At 61.5% G+C, this 18563-nt stretch carries 15 protein-coding genes; all 15 read left to right on the top strand.

All coding sequences use genetic code 11. The features are described 5' to 3' along the window. Positions 1-260: 260 nt before the first annotated feature. Positions 261-4706 (top strand): glutamate synthase large subunit, encoded by a 4446-nt coding sequence (gene gltB / locus ACTYOL_RS26265; RefSeq protein ID WP_054891193.1) that lies wholly within the window; start codon positions 261-263, stop codon positions 4704-4706. A 123-nt stretch (positions 4707-4829) separates the two neighbouring features. Next, entirely contained in the window at positions 4830-6248 is a 1419-nt protein-coding gene (locus ACTYOL_RS26260) for an FAD-dependent oxidoreductase (protein ID WP_054891194.1), read from the top strand. A 179-nt stretch (positions 6249-6427) separates the two neighbouring features. Then, entirely contained in the window at positions 6428-7492 is a 1065-nt protein-coding gene (gene hemE, locus ACTYOL_RS26255; protein WP_197890432.1) for a uroporphyrinogen decarboxylase, read from the top strand. A 198-nt stretch (positions 7493-7690) separates the two neighbouring features. After that, positions 7691-9121 carry an N-acetylglucosamine-binding protein GbpA gene (gene gbpA, locus ACTYOL_RS26250; RefSeq protein WP_197890430.1) on the top strand — a complete coding sequence of 477 codons (1431 nt, stop codon included), beginning with the start codon at positions 7691-7693 and terminating at the stop codon, positions 9119-9121. A 68-nt stretch (positions 9122-9189) separates the two neighbouring features. Further along, positions 9190-9753: a type II secretion system protein N gene (locus ACTYOL_RS26245; RefSeq protein ID WP_153773292.1), complete on the top strand. Its 564-nt coding sequence runs from the start codon at positions 9190-9192 to the stop codon at positions 9751-9753. An 11-nt stretch (positions 9754-9764) separates the two neighbouring features. Further along, positions 9765-11585, top strand: coding sequence for a type II secretion system secretin GspD (gene gspD / locus ACTYOL_RS26240; RefSeq protein WP_444757320.1), 1821 nt, complete (start codon positions 9765-9767; stop codon positions 11583-11585). Further along, on the top strand, positions 11582-13045 hold the full coding sequence (gene gspE / locus ACTYOL_RS26235; RefSeq protein ID WP_444757319.1) for a type II secretion system ATPase GspE: 1464 nt from the start codon (positions 11582-11584) through the stop codon (positions 13043-13045). Before gspD ends, gspE begins: the two co-directional genes overlap by 4 nt. Beyond that, positions 13046-14248: a type II secretion system inner membrane protein GspF gene (gene gspF, locus ACTYOL_RS26230; RefSeq protein WP_444757318.1), complete on the top strand. Its 1203-nt coding sequence runs from the start codon at positions 13046-13048 to the stop codon at positions 14246-14248. It begins immediately after the preceding gene. Between the two features lie 2 nt (positions 14249-14250). Continuing rightward, the gene (gene gspG / locus ACTYOL_RS26225; protein WP_444757317.1) at positions 14251-14697 is read left to right on the top strand and encodes a type II secretion system major pseudopilin GspG; all 447 of its coding nucleotides are present in this window, start codon (positions 14251-14253) and stop codon (positions 14695-14697) included. Then, the gene (locus ACTYOL_RS26220) at positions 14694-15143 is read left to right on the top strand and encodes a pilus assembly FimT family protein (RefSeq protein WP_444757316.1); all 450 of its coding nucleotides are present in this window, start codon (positions 14694-14696) and stop codon (positions 15141-15143) included. Before gspG ends, ACTYOL_RS26220 begins: the two co-directional genes overlap by 4 nt. Next, a complete protein-coding gene (gene gspI / locus ACTYOL_RS26215) occupies positions 15124-15498 on the top strand; it encodes a type II secretion system minor pseudopilin GspI (protein ID WP_197890420.1) in 375 nt (124 codons plus the stop codon). Before ACTYOL_RS26220 ends, gspI begins: the two co-directional genes overlap by 20 nt. Further along, positions 15485-16078, top strand: coding sequence for a type II secretion system minor pseudopilin GspJ (gene gspJ, locus ACTYOL_RS26210; protein ID WP_200602917.1), 594 nt, complete (start codon positions 15485-15487; stop codon positions 16076-16078). Before gspI ends, gspJ begins: the two co-directional genes overlap by 14 nt. A 2-nt stretch (positions 16079-16080) precedes the next feature. Further along, positions 16081-16929, top strand: a complete 849-nt coding sequence (locus ACTYOL_RS26205; RefSeq protein WP_197890416.1) for a general secretion pathway protein GspK — start codon at positions 16081-16083, stop codon at positions 16927-16929. Next, entirely contained in the window at positions 16926-18038 is a 1113-nt protein-coding gene (gene gspL, locus ACTYOL_RS26200) for a type II secretion system protein GspL (RefSeq protein WP_444757315.1), read from the top strand. The genes ACTYOL_RS26205 and gspL overlap by 4 nt, the downstream gene beginning before the upstream one ends. Next, positions 18038-18505: a type II secretion system protein GspM gene (gspM, locus tag ACTYOL_RS26195; protein WP_444757314.1), complete on the top strand. Its 468-nt coding sequence runs from the start codon at positions 18038-18040 to the stop codon at positions 18503-18505. Before gspL ends, gspM begins: the two co-directional genes overlap by 1 nt. Positions 18506-18563: the final 58 nt, after the last annotated feature.

Here is an 18563-nt window from a genome sequence, read left to right as displayed (position 1 = left end):
CTTCTGTTGCAGTCACGGCTGAAACGCTTCAGACTCTGCTCAAGCCTTTACCACGGCGCATGACGCAAAAACATTCAAAAATGCGACATAAACTTTCAACGATTCGTCGTGAAAATTTGTGAGCTTCCCTGTCGCTGTGCAACAATGGTTTCCCTATACCCACCGCAAAAAAGCTGGCATTCGATCGGCGTGGATGGTAAGTGGTTGTACTAAAAAGAGATTTGCCTTGGTTGAGAGGCGAACCTGGTGAGAAAGTGTCTATGAAAACAGGTCTGTACCATCCCGAAGAGTTCAAGGATAACTGTGGTTTTGGCCTGATCGCCCACATGACGGGCGAGCCGAGTCACCACCTTCTGCAAACTGCCGTCGAGGCCCTGACCTGCATGACCCACCGTGGTGGGATCAACGCAGATGGCAAGACCGGTGACGGTTGCGGCCTGCTGATGCAGAAGCCCGATCAGTTCCTGCGTGCCGTGGCCCTGGAGCACTTCGCCGCCGAGCTGCCCAAGCAGTACGCCGTCGGCATGGTGTTCTTCAATCAAGACCCGGTAAAAGCCGAGGCTGCGCGCGCCAACATGGACCGCGAGATCCTCGCTGCCGGCCTGCAATTGGTCGGCTGGCGCAAAGTGCCGATCGATACCAGCGTGCTCGGTCGCCTGGCCCTCGAGCGCCTGCCGCAGATCGAGCAGGTGTTCATCGGTGGTGAAGGTCTCACCGACCAGGAATTCGCCATCAAGCTGTTCAGTGCCCGTCGCCGTTCGTCCGTGGCCAACGCCCACGACGCCGACCACTACATCTGCAGCTTCTCGCACAAGACCATCATCTACAAAGGCCTGATGATGCCGGCGGATCTCACCGCCTTCTATCCGGACCTGGGCGATGAGCGCCTGCAGACCGCCATTTGTGTCTTCCACCAGCGCTTCTCCACCAACACCCTGCCGAAATGGCCGCTGGCGCAGCCATTCCGCTTCCTCGCCCACAACGGCGAGATCAACACCATCACCGGCAACCGCAACTGGGCCATGGCCCGTCGCACCAAGTTCGCCAACGACCTGATCCCCGATCTGGAAGAACTCGGTCCGCTGGTCAACCGTGTCGGCTCCGACTCCTCCAGCATGGACAACATGCTCGAGTTGATGGTCACCGGCGGCATCGACCTGTTCCGTGGCGTGCGCATGCTCGTGCCGCCAGCCTGGCAGAACGTCGAGACCATGGACGCCGACCTGCGCGCCTTCTACGAGTACAACTCCATGCACATGGAGCCGTGGGACGGCCCGGCCGGTATCGTCATGACCGAAGGCCGCCACGCCGTGTGCCTGCTCGACCGCAACGGCCTGCGTCCGGCGCGCTGGGTGACCACCAAGAACGGCTACATCACCCTCGCCTCGGAAATCGGCGTGTGGAACTACAAGCCCGAGGACGTCATCGCCAAGGGCCGTGTTGGCCCGGGCCAGATCTTTGCCGTGGACACCGAGACCGGTCAGATCCTCGACACCGACGCCATCGACAACCGTCTCAAGTCGCGCCACCCCTACAAGCGCTGGCTGCGTCAGCATGCCACCCGTATCCAGGCGACGCTGACCGACGACCAGGGCGTGGCCAGCTACGATGCCGACCAGCTCAAGCAGTACATGAAGATGTTCCAGGTCACCTTCGAGGAGCGTGACCAGGTGCTGCGCCCGCTCGGCGAACAAGGCCAGGAAGCGGTCGGCTCGATGGGCGACGACACGCCGATGGCCGTGCTTTCGCAGCGTGTGCGCTCGCCGTACGACTTCTTCCGCCAGCAGTTCGCCCAGGTGACCAACCCACCGATCGACCCGCTGCGCGAAGCCATCGTGATGTCCCTGGAAATCTGCCTGGGCGCCGAGCGCAATATCTTCCAGGAATCCCCTGAGCACGCCTCCCGAGTGATCCTCAGCTCGCCGGTGATCTCGCCTGCCAAGTGGCGCTCGCTGATGGCCCTGGAGCGCGAAGGCTTCGACCGTCACCTGATCGACCTCAACTACGAGCAGGATGTCGGCCTTGAAGCGGCCATTCGCAACATCGCCGACCAGGCCGAAGAAGCGGTGCGCAGCGGCAAGACCCAGTTGGTGCTGAGCGACCGCTTCATCGCCCCGGGCAAACTGCCGGTACATGCTTCGCTGGCCGTTGGTGCAGTGCATCACCGCCTGACCGAGCAGGGCCTGCGCTGCGACAGCAACATCCTGGTGGAAACCGCCACCGCCCGCGACCCGCACCACTTCGCCGTGCTGCTGGGCTTCGGCGCCTCGGCGGTCTACCCGTACCTGGCGTACGAAGTGCTGGCCGACCTGATCCGCACCGGCGAAGTGCTGGGCGATCTGGATGAAGTGTTCAAGTACTACCGCAAGGGCATCTCCAAGGGCCTGCTGAAGATTCTGTCGAAGATGGGTATCTCCACCATCACGTCCTACCGTGGCGCGCAGCTGTTCGAGGCCATCGGCCTGTCGGACGAAGTGGTCGGCCTGAGCTTCAAGGGCGTGTCCAGTCGTATCAAGGGTGCGCGTTTCGAAGACCTGGAGAGCGACCAGAAGCTGCTTGCGGCCGAAGCCTGGAGCGCGCGCAAGCCGATCCAGCAGGGCGGCCTGCTCAAGTTTGTCCACGGCGGTGAATACCACGCTTACAACCCGGACGTGGTCAACACCCTGCAGGCTGCAGTGCAGCAGGGCGACTACGCCAAGTTCAAGGAATACACGACGCTGGTCGATCAGCGTCCGGTGTCGATGATCCGCGACCTGCTCAAGGTCAAGGTGGCCGATCAGGCCCTGGCACTGGATCAGGTCGAGCCGCTGGACGCCATCCTCAAGCGCTTCGACTCCGCTGGTATCTCCCTGGGCGCGCTGTCGCCGGAGGCCCACGAAGCGTTGGCCGAGGCGATGAACCGCCTGGGCGCGCGCTCCAACTCCGGTGAGGGCGGCGAAGACCCGGCCCGCTATGGCACCCTCAAGAGCTCGAAGATCAAGCAGGTGGCCACCGGCCGCTTTGGTGTGACCCCGGAATACCTGGTCAACGCCGAAGTGCTGCAGATCAAGGTGGCCCAAGGCGCCAAGCCCGGCGAGGGCGGCCAGTTGCCAGGCGGCAAGGTCAACGGCCTGATCGCCAAGCTGCGCTACGCGGTGCCGGGCGTGACCCTGATCTCGCCGCCACCGCACCACGACATCTATTCGATCGAAGACCTGGCGCAGCTGATCTACGACCTCAAGCAGGTCAACCCGCAGGCGCTGGTGTCGGTCAAGCTGGTGGCCGAAGCCGGCGTCGGCACGATCGCTGCCGGTGTGGCCAAGGCCTATGCCGACCTGATCACCATCTCCGGCTACGACGGTGGCACCGGCGCCTCGCCGCTGACCTCGATCAAGTACGCTGGCGCCCCGTGGGAACTGGGCCTGGCCGAAACCCACCAGACCCTGCGTGGCAACGACCTGCGCGGCAAGGTGCGGGTGCAGACCGACGGTGGCCTGAAAACCGGCCTGGACGTGATCAAGGCCGCGATCCTCGGCGCCGAGAGCTTCGGCTTCGGTACCGCGCCGATGATCGCCCTGGGCTGCAAGTACCTGCGTATCTGCCACCTGAACAACTGCGCCACGGGCGTCGCCACCCAGAACGACAAGCTGCGCAAGGACCACTACATCGGCACTGTCGACATGGTGATCAACTTCTTCACCTTCGTCGCTGAAGAAACCCGCGAGTGGCTGGCCAAGCTGGGCGTACGCAGCCTCGGCGAGCTGATCGGTCGTACCGACCTGCTCGAAGTGCTGCCGGGCGACACCGAGCGCCAGCATCACCTGGACCTCACGCCGCTGCTGGGCAGCTCGCACATTCCGGCCGACAAGCCGCAATTCTGCGAAGTCGACAAGAACCCGCCGTTCGACAAGGGCGAGATGGCCGAGAAGATGGTCGAGATGGCCTTGCCGGCGATCCGCGACCAGGCCGGTGGCGAGTTCGCCCTCGACATCTGCAACTGCGATCGTTCCATCGGTGCGCGTATCTCTGGCGAGATCGCTCGCCTGCATGGCAACCAGGGCATGGCGGCTAACCCGATCACCTTCCGCTTCAAGGGGACGGCGGGTCAGAGCTTCGGCGTATGGAACGCCGGTGGCCTGAACCTGCACCTGGAAGGTGACGCCAACGACTACGTCGGCAAGGGCATGACCGGTGGCAAGATCACCATCGTGCCGCCAGCCGGTAGTCCGTTCGAAACCCAGCACAGCGCCATCGTCGGCAACACCTGCCTGTACGGCGCCACTGGCGGCAAGCTGTTCGCCGCCGGTACCGCGGGCGAGCGTTTCGCTGTGCGTAACTCCGGCGCCCACGCTGTGGTCGAGGGCACCGGTGATCACTGCTGTGAATACATGACCGGCGGCTTTGTCTGCGTCCTGGGCAAGACCGGTTACAACTTCGGTTCTGGCATGACGGGCGGCTTCGCCTATGTGCTCGACATGGACAACACCTTCTTCGACAAACTCAACCACGAGCTGGTGGAAATCCAGCGTATCAGTGGTGAGGCGATGGAGGCCTACCGCAGCCACCTGGCGCGCGTCCTGGGCGAGTACGTGGAAGAAACCGGCAGCGAGTGGGGGCGTGAGCTCTCCGAGAACCTGGACGACTATGTGCGGCGTTTCTGGCTGGTGAAGCCGAAAGCGGCCAATCTGAAGCAACTGTTGTCCAGCACCCGTGCCAACCCGCAGTAAGAGCAGCTGCAAGTGGCGAGCTGCACGCTGCACGTAGAGGCAGCGTACGGTTCGCCCGGCTTAAGTGATCGTCTTGCGGCTTGCAGCGTGTAGCTTGCAGCTGCTGTTGAGAGGTTTTGAAAAATGGCTGAACGTCTGAGCAACGACTTCCAGTTCATCGAAGTGGGCCGCAAGGACCCGAAGAAAAAGCTGCTGCGCCAGCGCAAGAAGGAGTTCGTCGAGATCTACGAACCCTTCAAGCCGCAGCAGTCCGTGGAGCAGGCACACCGCTGCCTGGGCTGCGGCAACCCCTATTGCGAGTGGAAATGCCCGGTACACAACTTCATCCCCAACTGGTTGAAGCTGGTGTCCGAAGGCAACATCCTGGCGGCAGCGGAGCTGTCGCACCAGACCAACACCCTGCCGGAAGTGTGCGGCCGCGTATGCCCGCAGGACCGTCTGTGCGAGGGTGCCTGTACCCTGAACGATGGGTTCGGCGCAGTGACCATCGGCTCGGTGGAGAAGTACATCACCGACACCGCCTTCGCCATGGGCTGGCGCCCGGACATGTCCAAGGTCAAGCCGACCGGCAAGCGCGTTGCGATCATCGGTGCCGGCCCTGCGGGCCTGGGCTGCGCCGACGTGCTGGTGCGTGCCGGTGTAACGCCGGTCGTGTTCGACAAGAACCCCGAGATCGGTGGCCTGCTGACCTTCGGCATCCCCGAGTTCAAGCTGGAAAAGACCGTGCTGAGCAATCGCCGCGAAGTCTTCACCGGCATGGGCATCGAGTTCCGCCTGAACACCGAGGTGGGCAAGGACATCACCATGGAACAACTGCTCGCCGAGTACGATGCAGTGTTCATGGGCATGGGCACCTACACCTACATGAAAGGCGGTTTTCCGGGTGAAGACCTGCCGGGTGTGCACGACGCTTTGGACTTCCTGATCGCCAACGTCAATCGCAACCTAGGCTTCGAGAAGTCGCCGGAAGACTTCATCGACATGCAGGGCAAGAAGGTCGTGGTGCTGGGCGGTGGCGACACCGCGATGGACTGCAACCGCACCTCCATCCGCCAGGGCGCCAAGGCCGTGACCTGCGCCTATCGTCGCGACGAAGCCAACATGCCTGGCTCGCGCAAAGAGGTGAAGAACGCCAAGGAAGAGGGCGTGAAGTTCCTCTACAACCGCCAGCCCATCGCCATTGTCGGCGAGGACAAGGTGGAAGGCGTCAAGGTGGTCGAGACCCGTCTCGGTGAGCCAGACGCCCGTGGCCGCCGCAGCCCCGAGCCGATCCCGGGCTCCGAAGAGATCCTGCCGGCCGATGCCGTGGTGATCGCCTTCGGCTTCCGCCCGAGCCCGGCGCCTTGGTTCGAACAGCATGGTATCCAGATGGACAGCCAGGGCCGCGTGGTGGCTCCTGAGAAGGGCAAGTTCAAGCACCAGACCAGCAACCCGAAAGTCTTCGCCGGTGGCGACATGGTGCGCGGGTCTGACCTGGTGGTGACGGCGATCTTCGAAGGGCGTACCGCTGCTGAAGGGATCCTGGACTACCTCGAAGTCTGATCCTGGCTATTCGCGGGGCAGGTCGGAGCGTCGAACCGCCGTTCCGACTTGCCCCGCGATGCATTTTGTATACAAAAATCCTTGATCCACGGCACCCGATAGACAAAACGCATGGCCCTGGCCGTGCCTTTTGCGCTGGCGTCTGAGAAAATGCCCGCACTTTTTTGCTGGATGCCGACATGACTGCCCTGAAGAACGATCGTTTCCTGCGTGCACTGCTCAAGCAACCCGTAGACGTGACCCCGGTCTGGATGATGCGCCAGGCCGGCCGCTACCTGCCGGAGTACCGCGCCAGCCGCGCCAATGCCGGCGACTTCATGAGCCTGTGCATGAACCCGCAGTTCGCCTGTGAGGTGACGCTCCAGCCGCTGGACCGCTACCCGCTCGACGCCGCAATCCTCTTCTCCGACATCCTCACCATCCCCGATGCCATGGGGCAGGGCCTGTACTTCGAGACGGGCGAAGGCCCACGTTTCAAGAAGGTCGTCAGCACCCTGGCCGATATCGAGGCGCTGCCGATTCCCGATCCGCACAAGGACCTGGGCTATGTGATGGACGCGGTCAGCACCATCCGCCGTGAGCTCAACGGGCGCGTGCCTCTGATCGGCTTCTCCGGCAGCCCCTGGACCCTGGCGACCTACATGGTCGAGGGCGGCTCGTCGAAAGACTTCCGCAAGACCAAAGCGATGCTCTACGACCAGCCCGAGGCCATGCACCTGCTGCTCGACAAGCTGGCACAGTCGGTCACCAGCTACCTCAATGGCCAGATCACGGCCGGCGCTCAGGCAGTGCAGATCTTCGATACCTGGGGCGGTGCACTGTCGGCAGCGGCCTATCAGGAATTCTCCCTGGCCTACATGCGCAAGATCGTCAGCGGTCTGATTCGCGAGCATGAAGGGCGCAAGGTGCCGGTCATCCTGTTCACCAAGAATGGCGGCCTGTGGCTGGAAAGCATCGCCGAGGCCGGTGCCGACGCACTGGGCCTGGACTGGACCTGCGAGATCGGCGACGCCCGTCGTCGCGTCGGTGACAAGGTTGCGCTGCAGGGCAACATGGACCCGACCGTGCTGTACGCCAAGCCAGAGGCGATCCGCAACGAAGTGCAGCGGATCCTGGCCAGCTACGGCAAGGGCAGCGGCCATGTGTTCAACCTGGGCCATGGCATCACGCCGGAGGTGGACCCGGAACATGCCGGTGTGTTCATCAACGCCGTGCACGAGTTCTCGGCGGGCTATCACGGCTAAGGCGACCTGTGAGCGATCCGGGTCTGCAATGGGCTTCGGATCTCACAGGCCAGTGTGCATTGACGGCGCTTCCTCTCGGACTAGCCTTACAGTCCGCGCTCCAGCGTTTTCTTAATCTTCGTGCTCTTTCGGCTCAAGCCGTATCGGTCGTCCATGCAGATGACCGAGCGGACTTGGGCTTTGCCACGAGGATTTTGTATGAAACGAGTAGCTCCACGAAAAGGATTTCTGGCGAGCAGCGTATGCGCTGCGCTTGTCAGTACGACCCTGTTGCCGCAGTTGGCAAATGCCCATGGTTACCTGCAAGACCCGCCTTCGCGCGACATTCTGTGCAAGCAGAAGCAGAACACTGGCTGTGACTCGGTGGACTGGCCACCCAGTGCCGGAGAGTTCGCCCAGGGATTCCCAAGTGATGGTCCAGCTGATGGCAAATTGATCGGTGGTCACATATTTCCTGTCCTTGACGAGCAGAGTGCCAACCGTTGGCATCGTGTCCCGCTCGACAAGCATGAAATCGAATTCAAGTGGCTCTACACAGCAGCGCATGTAACCAAGAGATGGGAATATTTCATCACCAGGAGAGACTGGAATCCCAACGCTGCCTTGGAGCGCGCATCGTTCGAGAGCACGCCATTCTGTTCCGTCGATGGTGGCGGCAAGAAAGCCGATGATCCCTCGCATCCCAAGCACACCTGCGCAATTCCTGCCGATCGCTTGGGACATCACATCATCCTTGGCGTATGGACTGTCGGTGACACCAGCAATGCGTTCTACAAGGCTGTCGATGTCGATATCCAGGTTGACGGCGGGCCTGCACCCGAATGGCGCCAGGTCGGCAGCATCAATCCGCATCGCAATCTTAAGAAAGGCGACAAGGTCAAGGCCAGAGCGTTTGTCGGCGGTCATGAGTCCGAGCAGTTCAGCGCCAGCATCGTTATCGAAACCGCCGAGGAGGGTGGGGCGCCGAACTGGGCCTACAAACTGGCCAAACAGATCAACGCCATACAGGTGTTGGTCAGCGCAGGACAAAAGGACGCCGAGGGCAACGTCGCGCCGGTGCGCGGTTCCAATATCATCTTTGCCAAGCAGGAAAGCGGCGTTACGGGCTACGAGTTAGGCTTCGAAGGCAGCCCGCCGGACGCCTATATGCACTTGCACGGGGTGAAGCCGCAATACAGTTTGATAGACGGTAAAGCCACCATCGACTTCTCGGTGATGACCAATCGCTCGATGGAAGTCACCGCAACACTGTTCGATGCGAGCAACAAGCAAGTCGGCTACCAGCGTCAGCCGGTGGATTCGACCACGAAGCCGTTCGCCGTCGACGCCATCAGCGTGGAGGGTGGGCATGTGCTCAAGGTCGTCGGCAAGAATGAAGATGACGAGATCCTCCTGCAACAGGAGCGCGACCTGACCCTTGAGGCGCAAGGCGAAGAAGCCTATCCCACCTTCCCGGAAGGCATTGCAGGCTACACCGCGGGTACCCGGGTCTATGCCAGGGGAACTCGCGATGTCTATGAATGCAAGCCTTTCCCCTACTCGGGGTATTGCCGCCAATGGACCGAAAGCACCACCCAATATGAGCCCGGCATTGGTTCTCACTGGCAGAGCGCCTGGGACAGGCATTGATGAACAGGGGGTATCCGAACAGGGTGCCCCTTTTCATAAGCGGGAATGGGCATGGCTTACGACAAACAATGCTGGCAACTGCTGTCGTGGCAATCGGTGCTCGTCATCCTCCAGCGGGGGTTGCCTTGATACCTGAACATTACCGTCGTCATGCGGCGTGGCTGGTGTTGCCTGTACTGCTGGCGTCGTTCCTGGTGTGGCGAGAAGACCGGTTACGCAGTCACTGGCGCACCGAGGAACCGGCGGTCGCCACATTGCCGGACGTCGAAGTTGACCGCTCCCTTGCGGTTACCACGCTTGCGCTGGCGTTCGGTTTTCGGGCCGCGGATGCGAGAGCTTCCGTGCGCTCGGACATCATTCTCAAGGCCACTTTCGCCTCCAGTGCCGGAGGGTCGCGCGCGCTGGTTGCCCTGGATGGCAAGGTTGCGGCGTATCGCATTGGCGACCGTCTGGCGGGCGGTGCTGTCGTCCGGCGCATCGAATCGCATGCAGTTGCACTATGGATTGATGGCGTTGAGGAGGTTCTGCCCCTTGAGGGGACCAAGGGCTCCTTGCTGCACCTGGTGAGAGAAACCTCCCATGCGCCAACAAAACCGGATTCCCATCGTCTTTTCCTGCGGACTTCCCGATGAACATACGGCTCATGTTGCGGTTAGCGTCGCTGAGCGCGCTTTTGTGCCTGTCTGGCGTGTTTGCCCACGCGCAGCCTCCGGCCACCTGGCAAATGGCGATGAGCGATGCGGATGTTCGCGATGTGGTACGGGAGGTAGGGGCAATCCTCGACCAACCGATCATTCTCGATCCTCGGGTACAGGGGCGGATTACGGTGCTATCCAATGAGCGGCTGGACAGTGAAGGTATCCGCAGATTGTTCTACTCGGTACTCAATGCTCATGGCTTTGCTGCAGTGAACGATGATGGGCGTTTACTGGTACTGCCGGCGAGCGAGGCCAAGGCGTGGGCAGATCAGCAACTAGACGCTGCGCCGACAGCCTTCACTACCCGAGTATTCAGCCTCCAGAGCAGTCTTGCCGCCGATCTGGCAGGCCTTCTGCGTCCATTGGTTTCCAGCAATGGCTACATCGGCCCTTCGAGTTCGGCCAATGCCTTGATCGTTACCGACTCGGGGACGAATCTGGAACGCCTTGCGACATTGATTGCGCAACTCGACAGTGGTCAGCGACACGACCATGAAGTTGTCGTGCTGCGTCATGCCCAGGCCAGTGAATTGCTGGCGGTGATCGAGGCGGCGGCGGGTGGGACGGAGACTGGCGTGCGGGTACTTGCCGACACTCGCAGCAATACAGTGCTGGTGCTGGGCCCCATTCAGTCCAGGCGACGTCTGGCGCAGTTGGCACGTTCGCTGGATGTGCCGACGCCGCAGGCTTCACAGAATTGGCGAGTGATCAGGCTTCAGCACAGCAATGCCGAGCAATTGGCCGAAGTACTGGCTGAAGTTGGCGATGGCCTGAACGGCAAAGCATCAGGGGAGCGCAAGGGTTTCGACAACTTGTCGGGAAAAACCTCGGTCAAGGCGGATATCAGCCAGAACGCTCTGGTATTGCTAGGTGAGCCGGAAGTGTTGATCAGTCTGGAGCAGATCATCCATCAGCTCGATCAGCCGCGTGCCCAGGTGTTGATACATGCGGCCATCGTCGAAGTCAGTGGCAGTATCTCCGAGGCCCTCGGGCTGCAGTGGGGTATCGATCGAGGCAGCCTGAGGGGCGGAATCACCTTTCCTGACAGCGGGTCTTCATTGTCGACGCTGCTTGGCGGTGAGTCTCTACCAGCAGGGGCCGCACTGGCGATCGGATCTGATCGTTTTGCTGCATTGGTCAGTGCGTTGGCGAGCAACTCCAGCAGCAACCTGCTGTCCACGCCCAGCCTGGTGACACTGGATAACCAAGAGGCCCAGATCCTTGTCGGACAGAACGTGCCGTTCAGATCCGGCAGCTATGCAACCCCAGGCAGCGGCACGGAAAACCCCTTCACCACCGTCGAGCGCAAGGACATCGGCATCAGCCTGAAGATTCGTCCCTATATCAATGAGGGCAGCAGCTTGCGTCTGGAGGTCGAGCAGGAAAGCTCGGAGCTTGCGCCCAGCGTGGTCGAGAACGATCTGATTACCAGCAAGCGCACCCTCAAGAGCACCATTCTCGCTGCCGATGGCGAAATCATCGTGATCGGCGGATTGATCAAGGACAGTGTGCGTGCCGAGCAGCGCAGCGTGCCGCTGTTGGGAAGTCTGCCTCTGATCGGCGGATTGTTTCGCTGGCAGCGAGACATCGATGAGAAAACCAACCTGATGGTGTTCCTGCGTCCGACCATCCTGCGTACCCGGCAGCAACTGACCGAAGCTGGCGAGCGTGCCTATCGAGATGTGCGCTCTCCTGCGGCCTCTTCCTTCCCGGACGATGTGCAAAACCTGTTCGATTCCCCCTCCATCAGAAGTGACCGTCCATGAATGGGTCTCTGCCGTTTGCCTTCGCCAGACGCTACGGCGTGCTCTTCGACCAGCATGCCGAACCGCCCGTCATGCTCATGCGCAAGGACACCTCGCTGTCGTCGCTTTCGGAGGCGTATCGCTTGGTGGGTGCTGGTTGGGATTTGCAGTGCCTGGACGCCGAACGCTTCGCCGAACGTCTCGCCAGTTACTATGGTCGGACACAAGATGCTGCCCAGACTGTGGTTCAGGACATCGATCAGCAGTTGGACCTTGCGCGGCTGGCCGAGGAATTACCGCAAACCTGCGACTTGCTCGACCAGCAGGATGATGCACCGATCATTCGTTTGCTCAATGCACTGCTCAGCGAGGCCGTCAGGTCGCGTGCATCGGATATTCATCTGGAAACTTTCGAGCAGCATCTGCGTGTACGCATGCGCATCGATGGTGTCATGCGTGAAGTGCTGTCGCCGCCACGAGCGCTGTCGGCCCTTCTGGTATCCCGGATCAAGGTGATGGCACGGCTGGACATCGCGCAGAAGCGCATTCCCCAGGACGGTCGCATCAGCCTTCGCCTGGCCGGACACGAGGTGGATGTGCGGGTTTCGACCCTGCCCGCGGCCCATGAAGAGCGGGTCGTGCTGCGCCTGCTGGACAAGCAGGCGGTACGTCTTGATGTCGAGTGCATGCAGATGCAGCCGCAAACCCGCTCGGGGTTTGTGCGATTACTGCAAAGACCTCATGGCATTTTTCTGGTTACCGGCCCCACCGGATCGGGCAAGACCACCACGCTGTACACCGCGTTGTCGGTCTTGAACGAGGTGACGCGCAACATCCTGACTGTTGAGGATCCGATCGAGTATCACTTGCCCGGTATTGGCCAGACCCAGATCAACAGCAAGGTCGACATGACCTTCGCCAGGGGGCTGCGGGCGATTCTTCGACAAGACCCGGACGTAGTGATGGTCGGCGAGATCCGTGATCGCGAAACCGCAGAAATTGCCGTACAAGCATCCCTGACCGGTCACTTGGTGTTGTCGACGTTGCATACCAACAGCGCATTGGGGGCGATCACACGCTTGACCGACATGGGAGTGGATCCTTGCCTGCTCGCGTCGTCGCTGTCGGGGGTGATGGCCCAGCGTCTGGTCCGCCAGTTGTGTCCCAGCTGCAAGACGCCCATGGAGGTCGACGCCGTCACCGCGCAGTCGCTCGGCTCCCCTGCAAACCTGCCTGCGCGGATCTATCGTGCGCAAGGTTGCGAGCATTGTCTGCATGGCTACAGTGGGCGGCTTGCGTTGCATGAACTGGTGCTGGTGACTGCGGAACTTGCCGAAGCGATTCATCGGCGCTCCTCGCAGGCGCAGATGCTCGATTGGGTACGTCAATCCACGCCAAGCTTGTTTGACCACGGCGTGCAACGTGTGTGTGAAGGCCAGACCAGCGTCGAGGAGTTGCTGCGGGTGGCGGGGCAGGGATAGATGATGAGGTTCAGGTATCTCGTTCAAGACCCCCAAGGTGCGCGCAGGCGGGGCACCCTCGAGGCCGGAAACGCCAGGCAAGCTCGACAGTTGTTGCGCGAGCAGGGGCTGCTCATCATTGCGGTCCGCGCGGTTCGACTGCAATGGAACAGTCGCTTGCGGCCTGTCCGGCTTGGAGGGACACAGCTGGCGATCATCACGCGGCAGTTGGCTACCTTGTTGCGTGCCAGCATGCCGTTGAGCGATGCGTTGCTGGCGGTCGCTTCGCAAAGTGAAGATCGCCAGGCCAGCAAGCTGATGGGGGCCGTCAACGAGCAGATCGCCCAAGGGCGTACCTTGGCCGATGCCCTTGGCCATTATCCGCAGGCTTTTCCTGCGGTGTACCGGGCAACGGTGGCGGCAGCCGAGCGCTCGGGTCATCTGTCGAGCGTATTCGAGCGTCTGGCCGACCATGGCGAGCGTGAGCAAGCGCTGCGCCAGAAGGTTCAGCTGGCGATGGTCTATCCGCTGATCCTGTTTCTGGTGTCGTTGCTGGTGGTGGGGTTCCTGCTGGGATATGTGGTGCCAGATGTCGTCCAGGCCTTCGCCCGCGATCAGGCCCAGTTGCCCTACGCGACCTTGTTGTTGATCGCTCTCAGCGAGTTCACTGGGCATTTTGGGCTTTTGATCATCATGACCGTGCTGTGCTGCGTGGTGGCCGTTCGCTGGGCGCTGCGCCAGCCCGCCAGGCGACGGCGCTGGGATGCACTGGCTCTGCGTATACCGTTGTGGGGTGAGTTCATTCGTGCCAGCAACGCAGCGCGTTTTGTCGCCACGTTGGCCACACTCGGGCGCAGCGGCGTTCCTCTGGTCGAAGCCATGCGCATCGGTGCCGTGGTTACCAGCAACCTGGCATTGCGCGAACGTCTGATCCGCGCAGCCGAAGAGCTGGCAGAGGGTTCAAGCCTGGCCAGCAGCCTGACGCGCTGCGCAGCGCTCCCTCCACTGACCCTGCACATGATCGCCAGTGGCGAGCGGGCCGGTGAGGTCAACACGATGCTTGAGCGCGCCGCAGACCTGCAAGAAAAGCACCTGAGCTCGCGCATCTCGTTGCTGGTCAGCCTTTGCGAACCCGCGATGCTCCTGGTCATGGGCGCCATCGTGCTGTTCATCGTGCTGGCGATCCTGCTGCCGATACTCAACCTCAATCAACTGGTTACCTGATCATGTCCCCACGCAACAGTCGTCGCCGTAACGGCGGTTTCACCCTTATCGAAATCATGGTGGTGATCATCATCCTGGGCGTGCTTGGCGGGCTGGTGCTGCCCAACGTCATGAGCCGGCCAGACCATGCGAAAGCTACGGCAGTGCGTACCGACCTGCAGTCAATTTCAACCGCGCTGGAGATCTACCGGCTCGACAACGGTCGCTATCCCTCCACCGAGCAGGGCCTGCAAGCCTTGGTAGCACGTCCCACCCAGGCGCCTGCGCCAAGGATGTGGAACGAACAGGGCTATCTCAAGAGCATGCCGGTCGATCCTTGGGGAGGCGAATACCAGTACCAGAGCCCTGGTACTCGCTCGAATCAGGGCTTCGACCTCTACTCCTTTGGTGCAGATAACCTGCCGGGAGGCGAAGGTATGGACGGCGACATCGGTAACTGGCCCCAGTGAGACGTAGCCGCGGATTTACCCTGCTGGAGTTGCTGCTGGTAATGGCGGTGCTCGGGGTGGTGATCGGCATGGCAGGGTTTGTATCCATGCACAACCCGCAACGGTTGGCCGTACAGGAGGCGCAGTTGTTCCTGCGGTTCTTCGAGCACGCCCGTGCGCACGCATTGATCTCGGGACAGACCCTTGGCATTCAGGTCAACCAGGATGGCTACCGCATGATGAGGCTGACGCGCCTGGGGTGGGGTGCAGGTGGTGATCTGCAGCCCAGTGAGCTGGACCTGCGCCTGAAGCACACCGACTGGTCGCCGGTCGTCTCGGACGGCCTTGTGCAACTGGTGCTGGTCGGTGACGAAGAACACACGCCATTCATCCTGTATTTCAGCCACGCCGGGGAGCTTCTGGCATGTGTGACAAGTGACGGAATCAATGTGCAATTCGGCTGCTGAGCGGGGCTTCACCCTGCTGGAGGTCATGGTTGCTCTGGCGATCTTTGCGGTACTGGCAGGTGCTGCAAGCATGGCAATGCAGCAGGTCTTGCAACAGTCCCACCAACTGCGTGAGCGCATGTATGGCAGTTGGATTGCGGACAACCACTTGACCGAAATGACTCTCCTGCCCACGCCAGGCCCTGGACAACGCGTACTGACGATCGACTTTGCCCAGGGGCGTTGGCACCTGGAGGAGCGGCGTAGACGCAGGCACGCAATGCTCGAGGTCGAGGTACTGGTCACGCGCGTCCCGAATGGTCCGGCGGTGTATCAGGCCAAGCGCTGGCTGGAGATTTCGAATGAAACGCAATGAGTCTCGCGTCGGTCGCAGGCAGCGTGGCTTCACGCTCCTGGAGCTACTGCTGGCTGTGGCGATCTTCGCTGTGTTGGCTGCTGGTGCTGCCCGTTTGTTCGATGCGTTGCTGCGTACCGACTCGGCGCGCCAGGCGCAGGCCGATGAAATTCGTAGCTTGGCAAGGGCGATGGGTATGCTGCAACGGGACGCCCTTCAAGGGGTATTTCCAGCTGCATTGGAGAAAGAGCACTTCGCCTTGAGGCTACGGGAGCAACGGCTTAGTTGGCTGTCGAGTAGCGGGTATGACATCCACCTGCAGCCGCGCAGTGACTTGCGTGTGATCCAATATTGGCTGGAAGACGGTGTGCTATGGCGCCAACGCGACAGTCTCGTCAGTGGCGCAGGGCGAGCGCAATACTTGCTCGCAGGTGTCACGAGTCTGCGTTGGCGAGTCTTCGTGCCTGGCCTGGGCTGGCAAGCCGACTGGCCCGGTGATCGTACTGCGAGCGAACCGCCCATCGCTCTTGAAATTACCTTTTCCATTGGACGAGCAGAGCGGCTTCGCCGCGTTCTCCCGCTGGCGGGTATGAGCCTGTGAGAGTGAAACGACAAGAGGGCCTCGCGCTGATCACCGTGTTGTTGGTCATGGCACTGATGGTGATGCTGATCGCCGCGATGTTGCGTGACCACCGACAGTTGATTGCCAGTGTATCCGGCCAGACTGAGGCTTCGCGCGGGCTACAGGTGCTGATGGCCGCAGAGCGCCAGGCACTGGCGCTTTTGCGCGAGCGCTTGAGGCTCGACATGCGTGTCGTTCATGCGGGGCAGTCGTGGTCAAAACCCTATGAGTTCACTCTGGACGATGTGCGCCTGCGAGGGCGAGTCGAGGATTTGGCTGCGCGCATCAATCTCGCTGCGCTTGTCCGCAGCCGCGAGCCCGACTCCGTGTTGCTTGCGCGCTGGGAGCGTCTTTGCCGGACCCTTGGCCTGGTTACTCCGGATCTTGCCATGTTGCAGGGTGTTCCACTGGTGGATGTCAGCCAGTTGGCGCAGTTGCCGGATGTGAGTGCCGAAATATTGGAGCGCCTCAGGCCGTGGGTGGCGGTGCTGCCTGCGCAGGCTGGGCTGAACATCAACACTGCAGATCGATTCGTCCTCGGCACACTGGAGGGCGTGACGCCGGCGATCGCTCAGCGCCTGGTCGAGCAGCGCCCCAAGGATGGATATGCCAGCGTGCAGGCCTTTCTTGGCGATCCGTTGCTCGATGGTCAGGTCGCCACGGGGCGGGGTCTGGCGGTTGGCAGTCGATGGTTCGGCATGACCCTTCAGGCCGATCTCGAGACGAGCCGCTCGTACCTGCACAGCGAAGTGGAGGTGGACCTGGATGGTCATCGACTGCGCGTATCACGACGTATGTTTTCCACGGTACGACCAGCAGGTGCCGAATGAATGAGTACGCTGCCTACCTGCTGCCCGAGGGCGTGGGTGGGGTTCCGAAGCACTGGCCTGTTCGCGTTCTTCAGCCTGATGGCGTCACGCGGGAGTCTCGTCTGAGTGACCTGGAGGCATTGGCTGGACAGAAGGTGACGCTGGTGCTGCCGATGGAGCTTTTCTCCTACTGTCAAACTGGCTCGTTGCCGGGACGCAAGCCTGCCTACGATACCCTTGCCTTTGCGGTAGAGGATCAATTCGCCACCGCCTTGGAGACGCTTCACCTCGCGTTCGGCATGGCGAACCAGGCGTCATCGCGCCCTTGTCTGGTGATCGACCGAGCGTGCTTCGAGCAACTGCTGTCGTGTCTGCGCGTTCAGGGAGTCCAACCGCAGGCAGTGCTGGTCGATGCAGACATGCTCGCCTCGACCGGCCCCACGGCGTTGTGGCTGGAGGGGCGTTGGCTGTTTGGCGGCGGGGAGCAGCAGCGTCTTGCGGTCAACTGCGCGGCAGCCAGAGTGCTGAGTACATCGTTGCCTGAAATCAAATGGCTGGCAGAACCAGGGCAGGCGTCACGATGGGACGAGGTCGAGCTGGTTACCGACGCCTTTGCGTTGCTTTGGCAGGGGCGCTTTGACGCCATCAACCTGCTCCAGGGTGCTTTCGCACCCGGACGCGCCAAGTCAGTGCCTTGGCAAGCGCTACTGGGCGGATGCCTGCTGGCAGCATTGCTGGCCTGCATTGCCGAGTACTGGCACGTAGAGTGGCTGCAAGGACAGGTCGCGCAGTTGAAACAGCATAATGTGCGAGCATTCCAGCGTTGGGCGCCGGGACATGTACCGCGTGATGACCTTGCGCGTCAGATAAACGAATTGATGCAGCACCCTGCTCCGCCCACAGCGATGCAGCGTCTGGCCGTGTTGAGTGAATCCTTGGTCGAAAGCGGCGACTTGCGGATCGAGCGCGCAGAGGTTGTGGCTGGTCAGGGATGGCGGATCGAGATTCTTGCCCAAGGCTTCGATGATCTGGAACGATTTCGTCAGCGTCTGCCAGGGCTACAGGTCGAGCGTGCGCAGCAGGCTGCACAGCAGGTAAGCGCGACATTGACTTGGCCAGGAGGCCAATGATGGTTGGCCTGCTTGATTGGATCGGCAGAGAGTGGCGAGGTATTCCGGCCCCGCGTCGCTGGGTGCTCAAGGCCGTCGCCTGGGGCCTTGCCGCGATCACGGTCTGGCAGGGGCTCTGGTTGCCGGCTCAACAACGATTGGATCAGGCGCAGGTGCAATTGAACCGGGAGCGTGCGCTGGCTCAACAGTTGCGACGCCTTTCGGCGACTTCCGCAGCGCTGCCAACGCCCGCGCAGGCCTTGACGACAGCACGCCTGAATGAGAGGGCGCGGATCGATGGGCTGCAGATCGTTGACATGCATAGCAATGGCTCGCAGGTGACGATGACGCTGCAGGGTAGACCGCATATCTTGACGCTCTGGCTCCATGCATTGGAGCAGGATGGCGCGCAGTTGACCGGGATAAGGCTGCAGGCGGTCGATGACCAGCTGCAGGCGCATCTGGGCCTGGCCATGGATGATGGGTGATTGCCATTAAGCTTGGCTTCAGCAGCCGTTGTTAGCCTGTATCCATCGAAACCCATAC

The sequence above is a fragment of the Pseudomonas sp. A014 genome, from assembly GCF_052378495.1.
Classification (GTDB): Bacteria; Pseudomonadota; Gammaproteobacteria; order Pseudomonadales; family Pseudomonadaceae; genus Aquipseudomonas; species Aquipseudomonas machongensis.
Note: the sequence above shows the minus strand (reverse complement) of the source record. Positions and strands in the feature narration are given on the sequence as shown.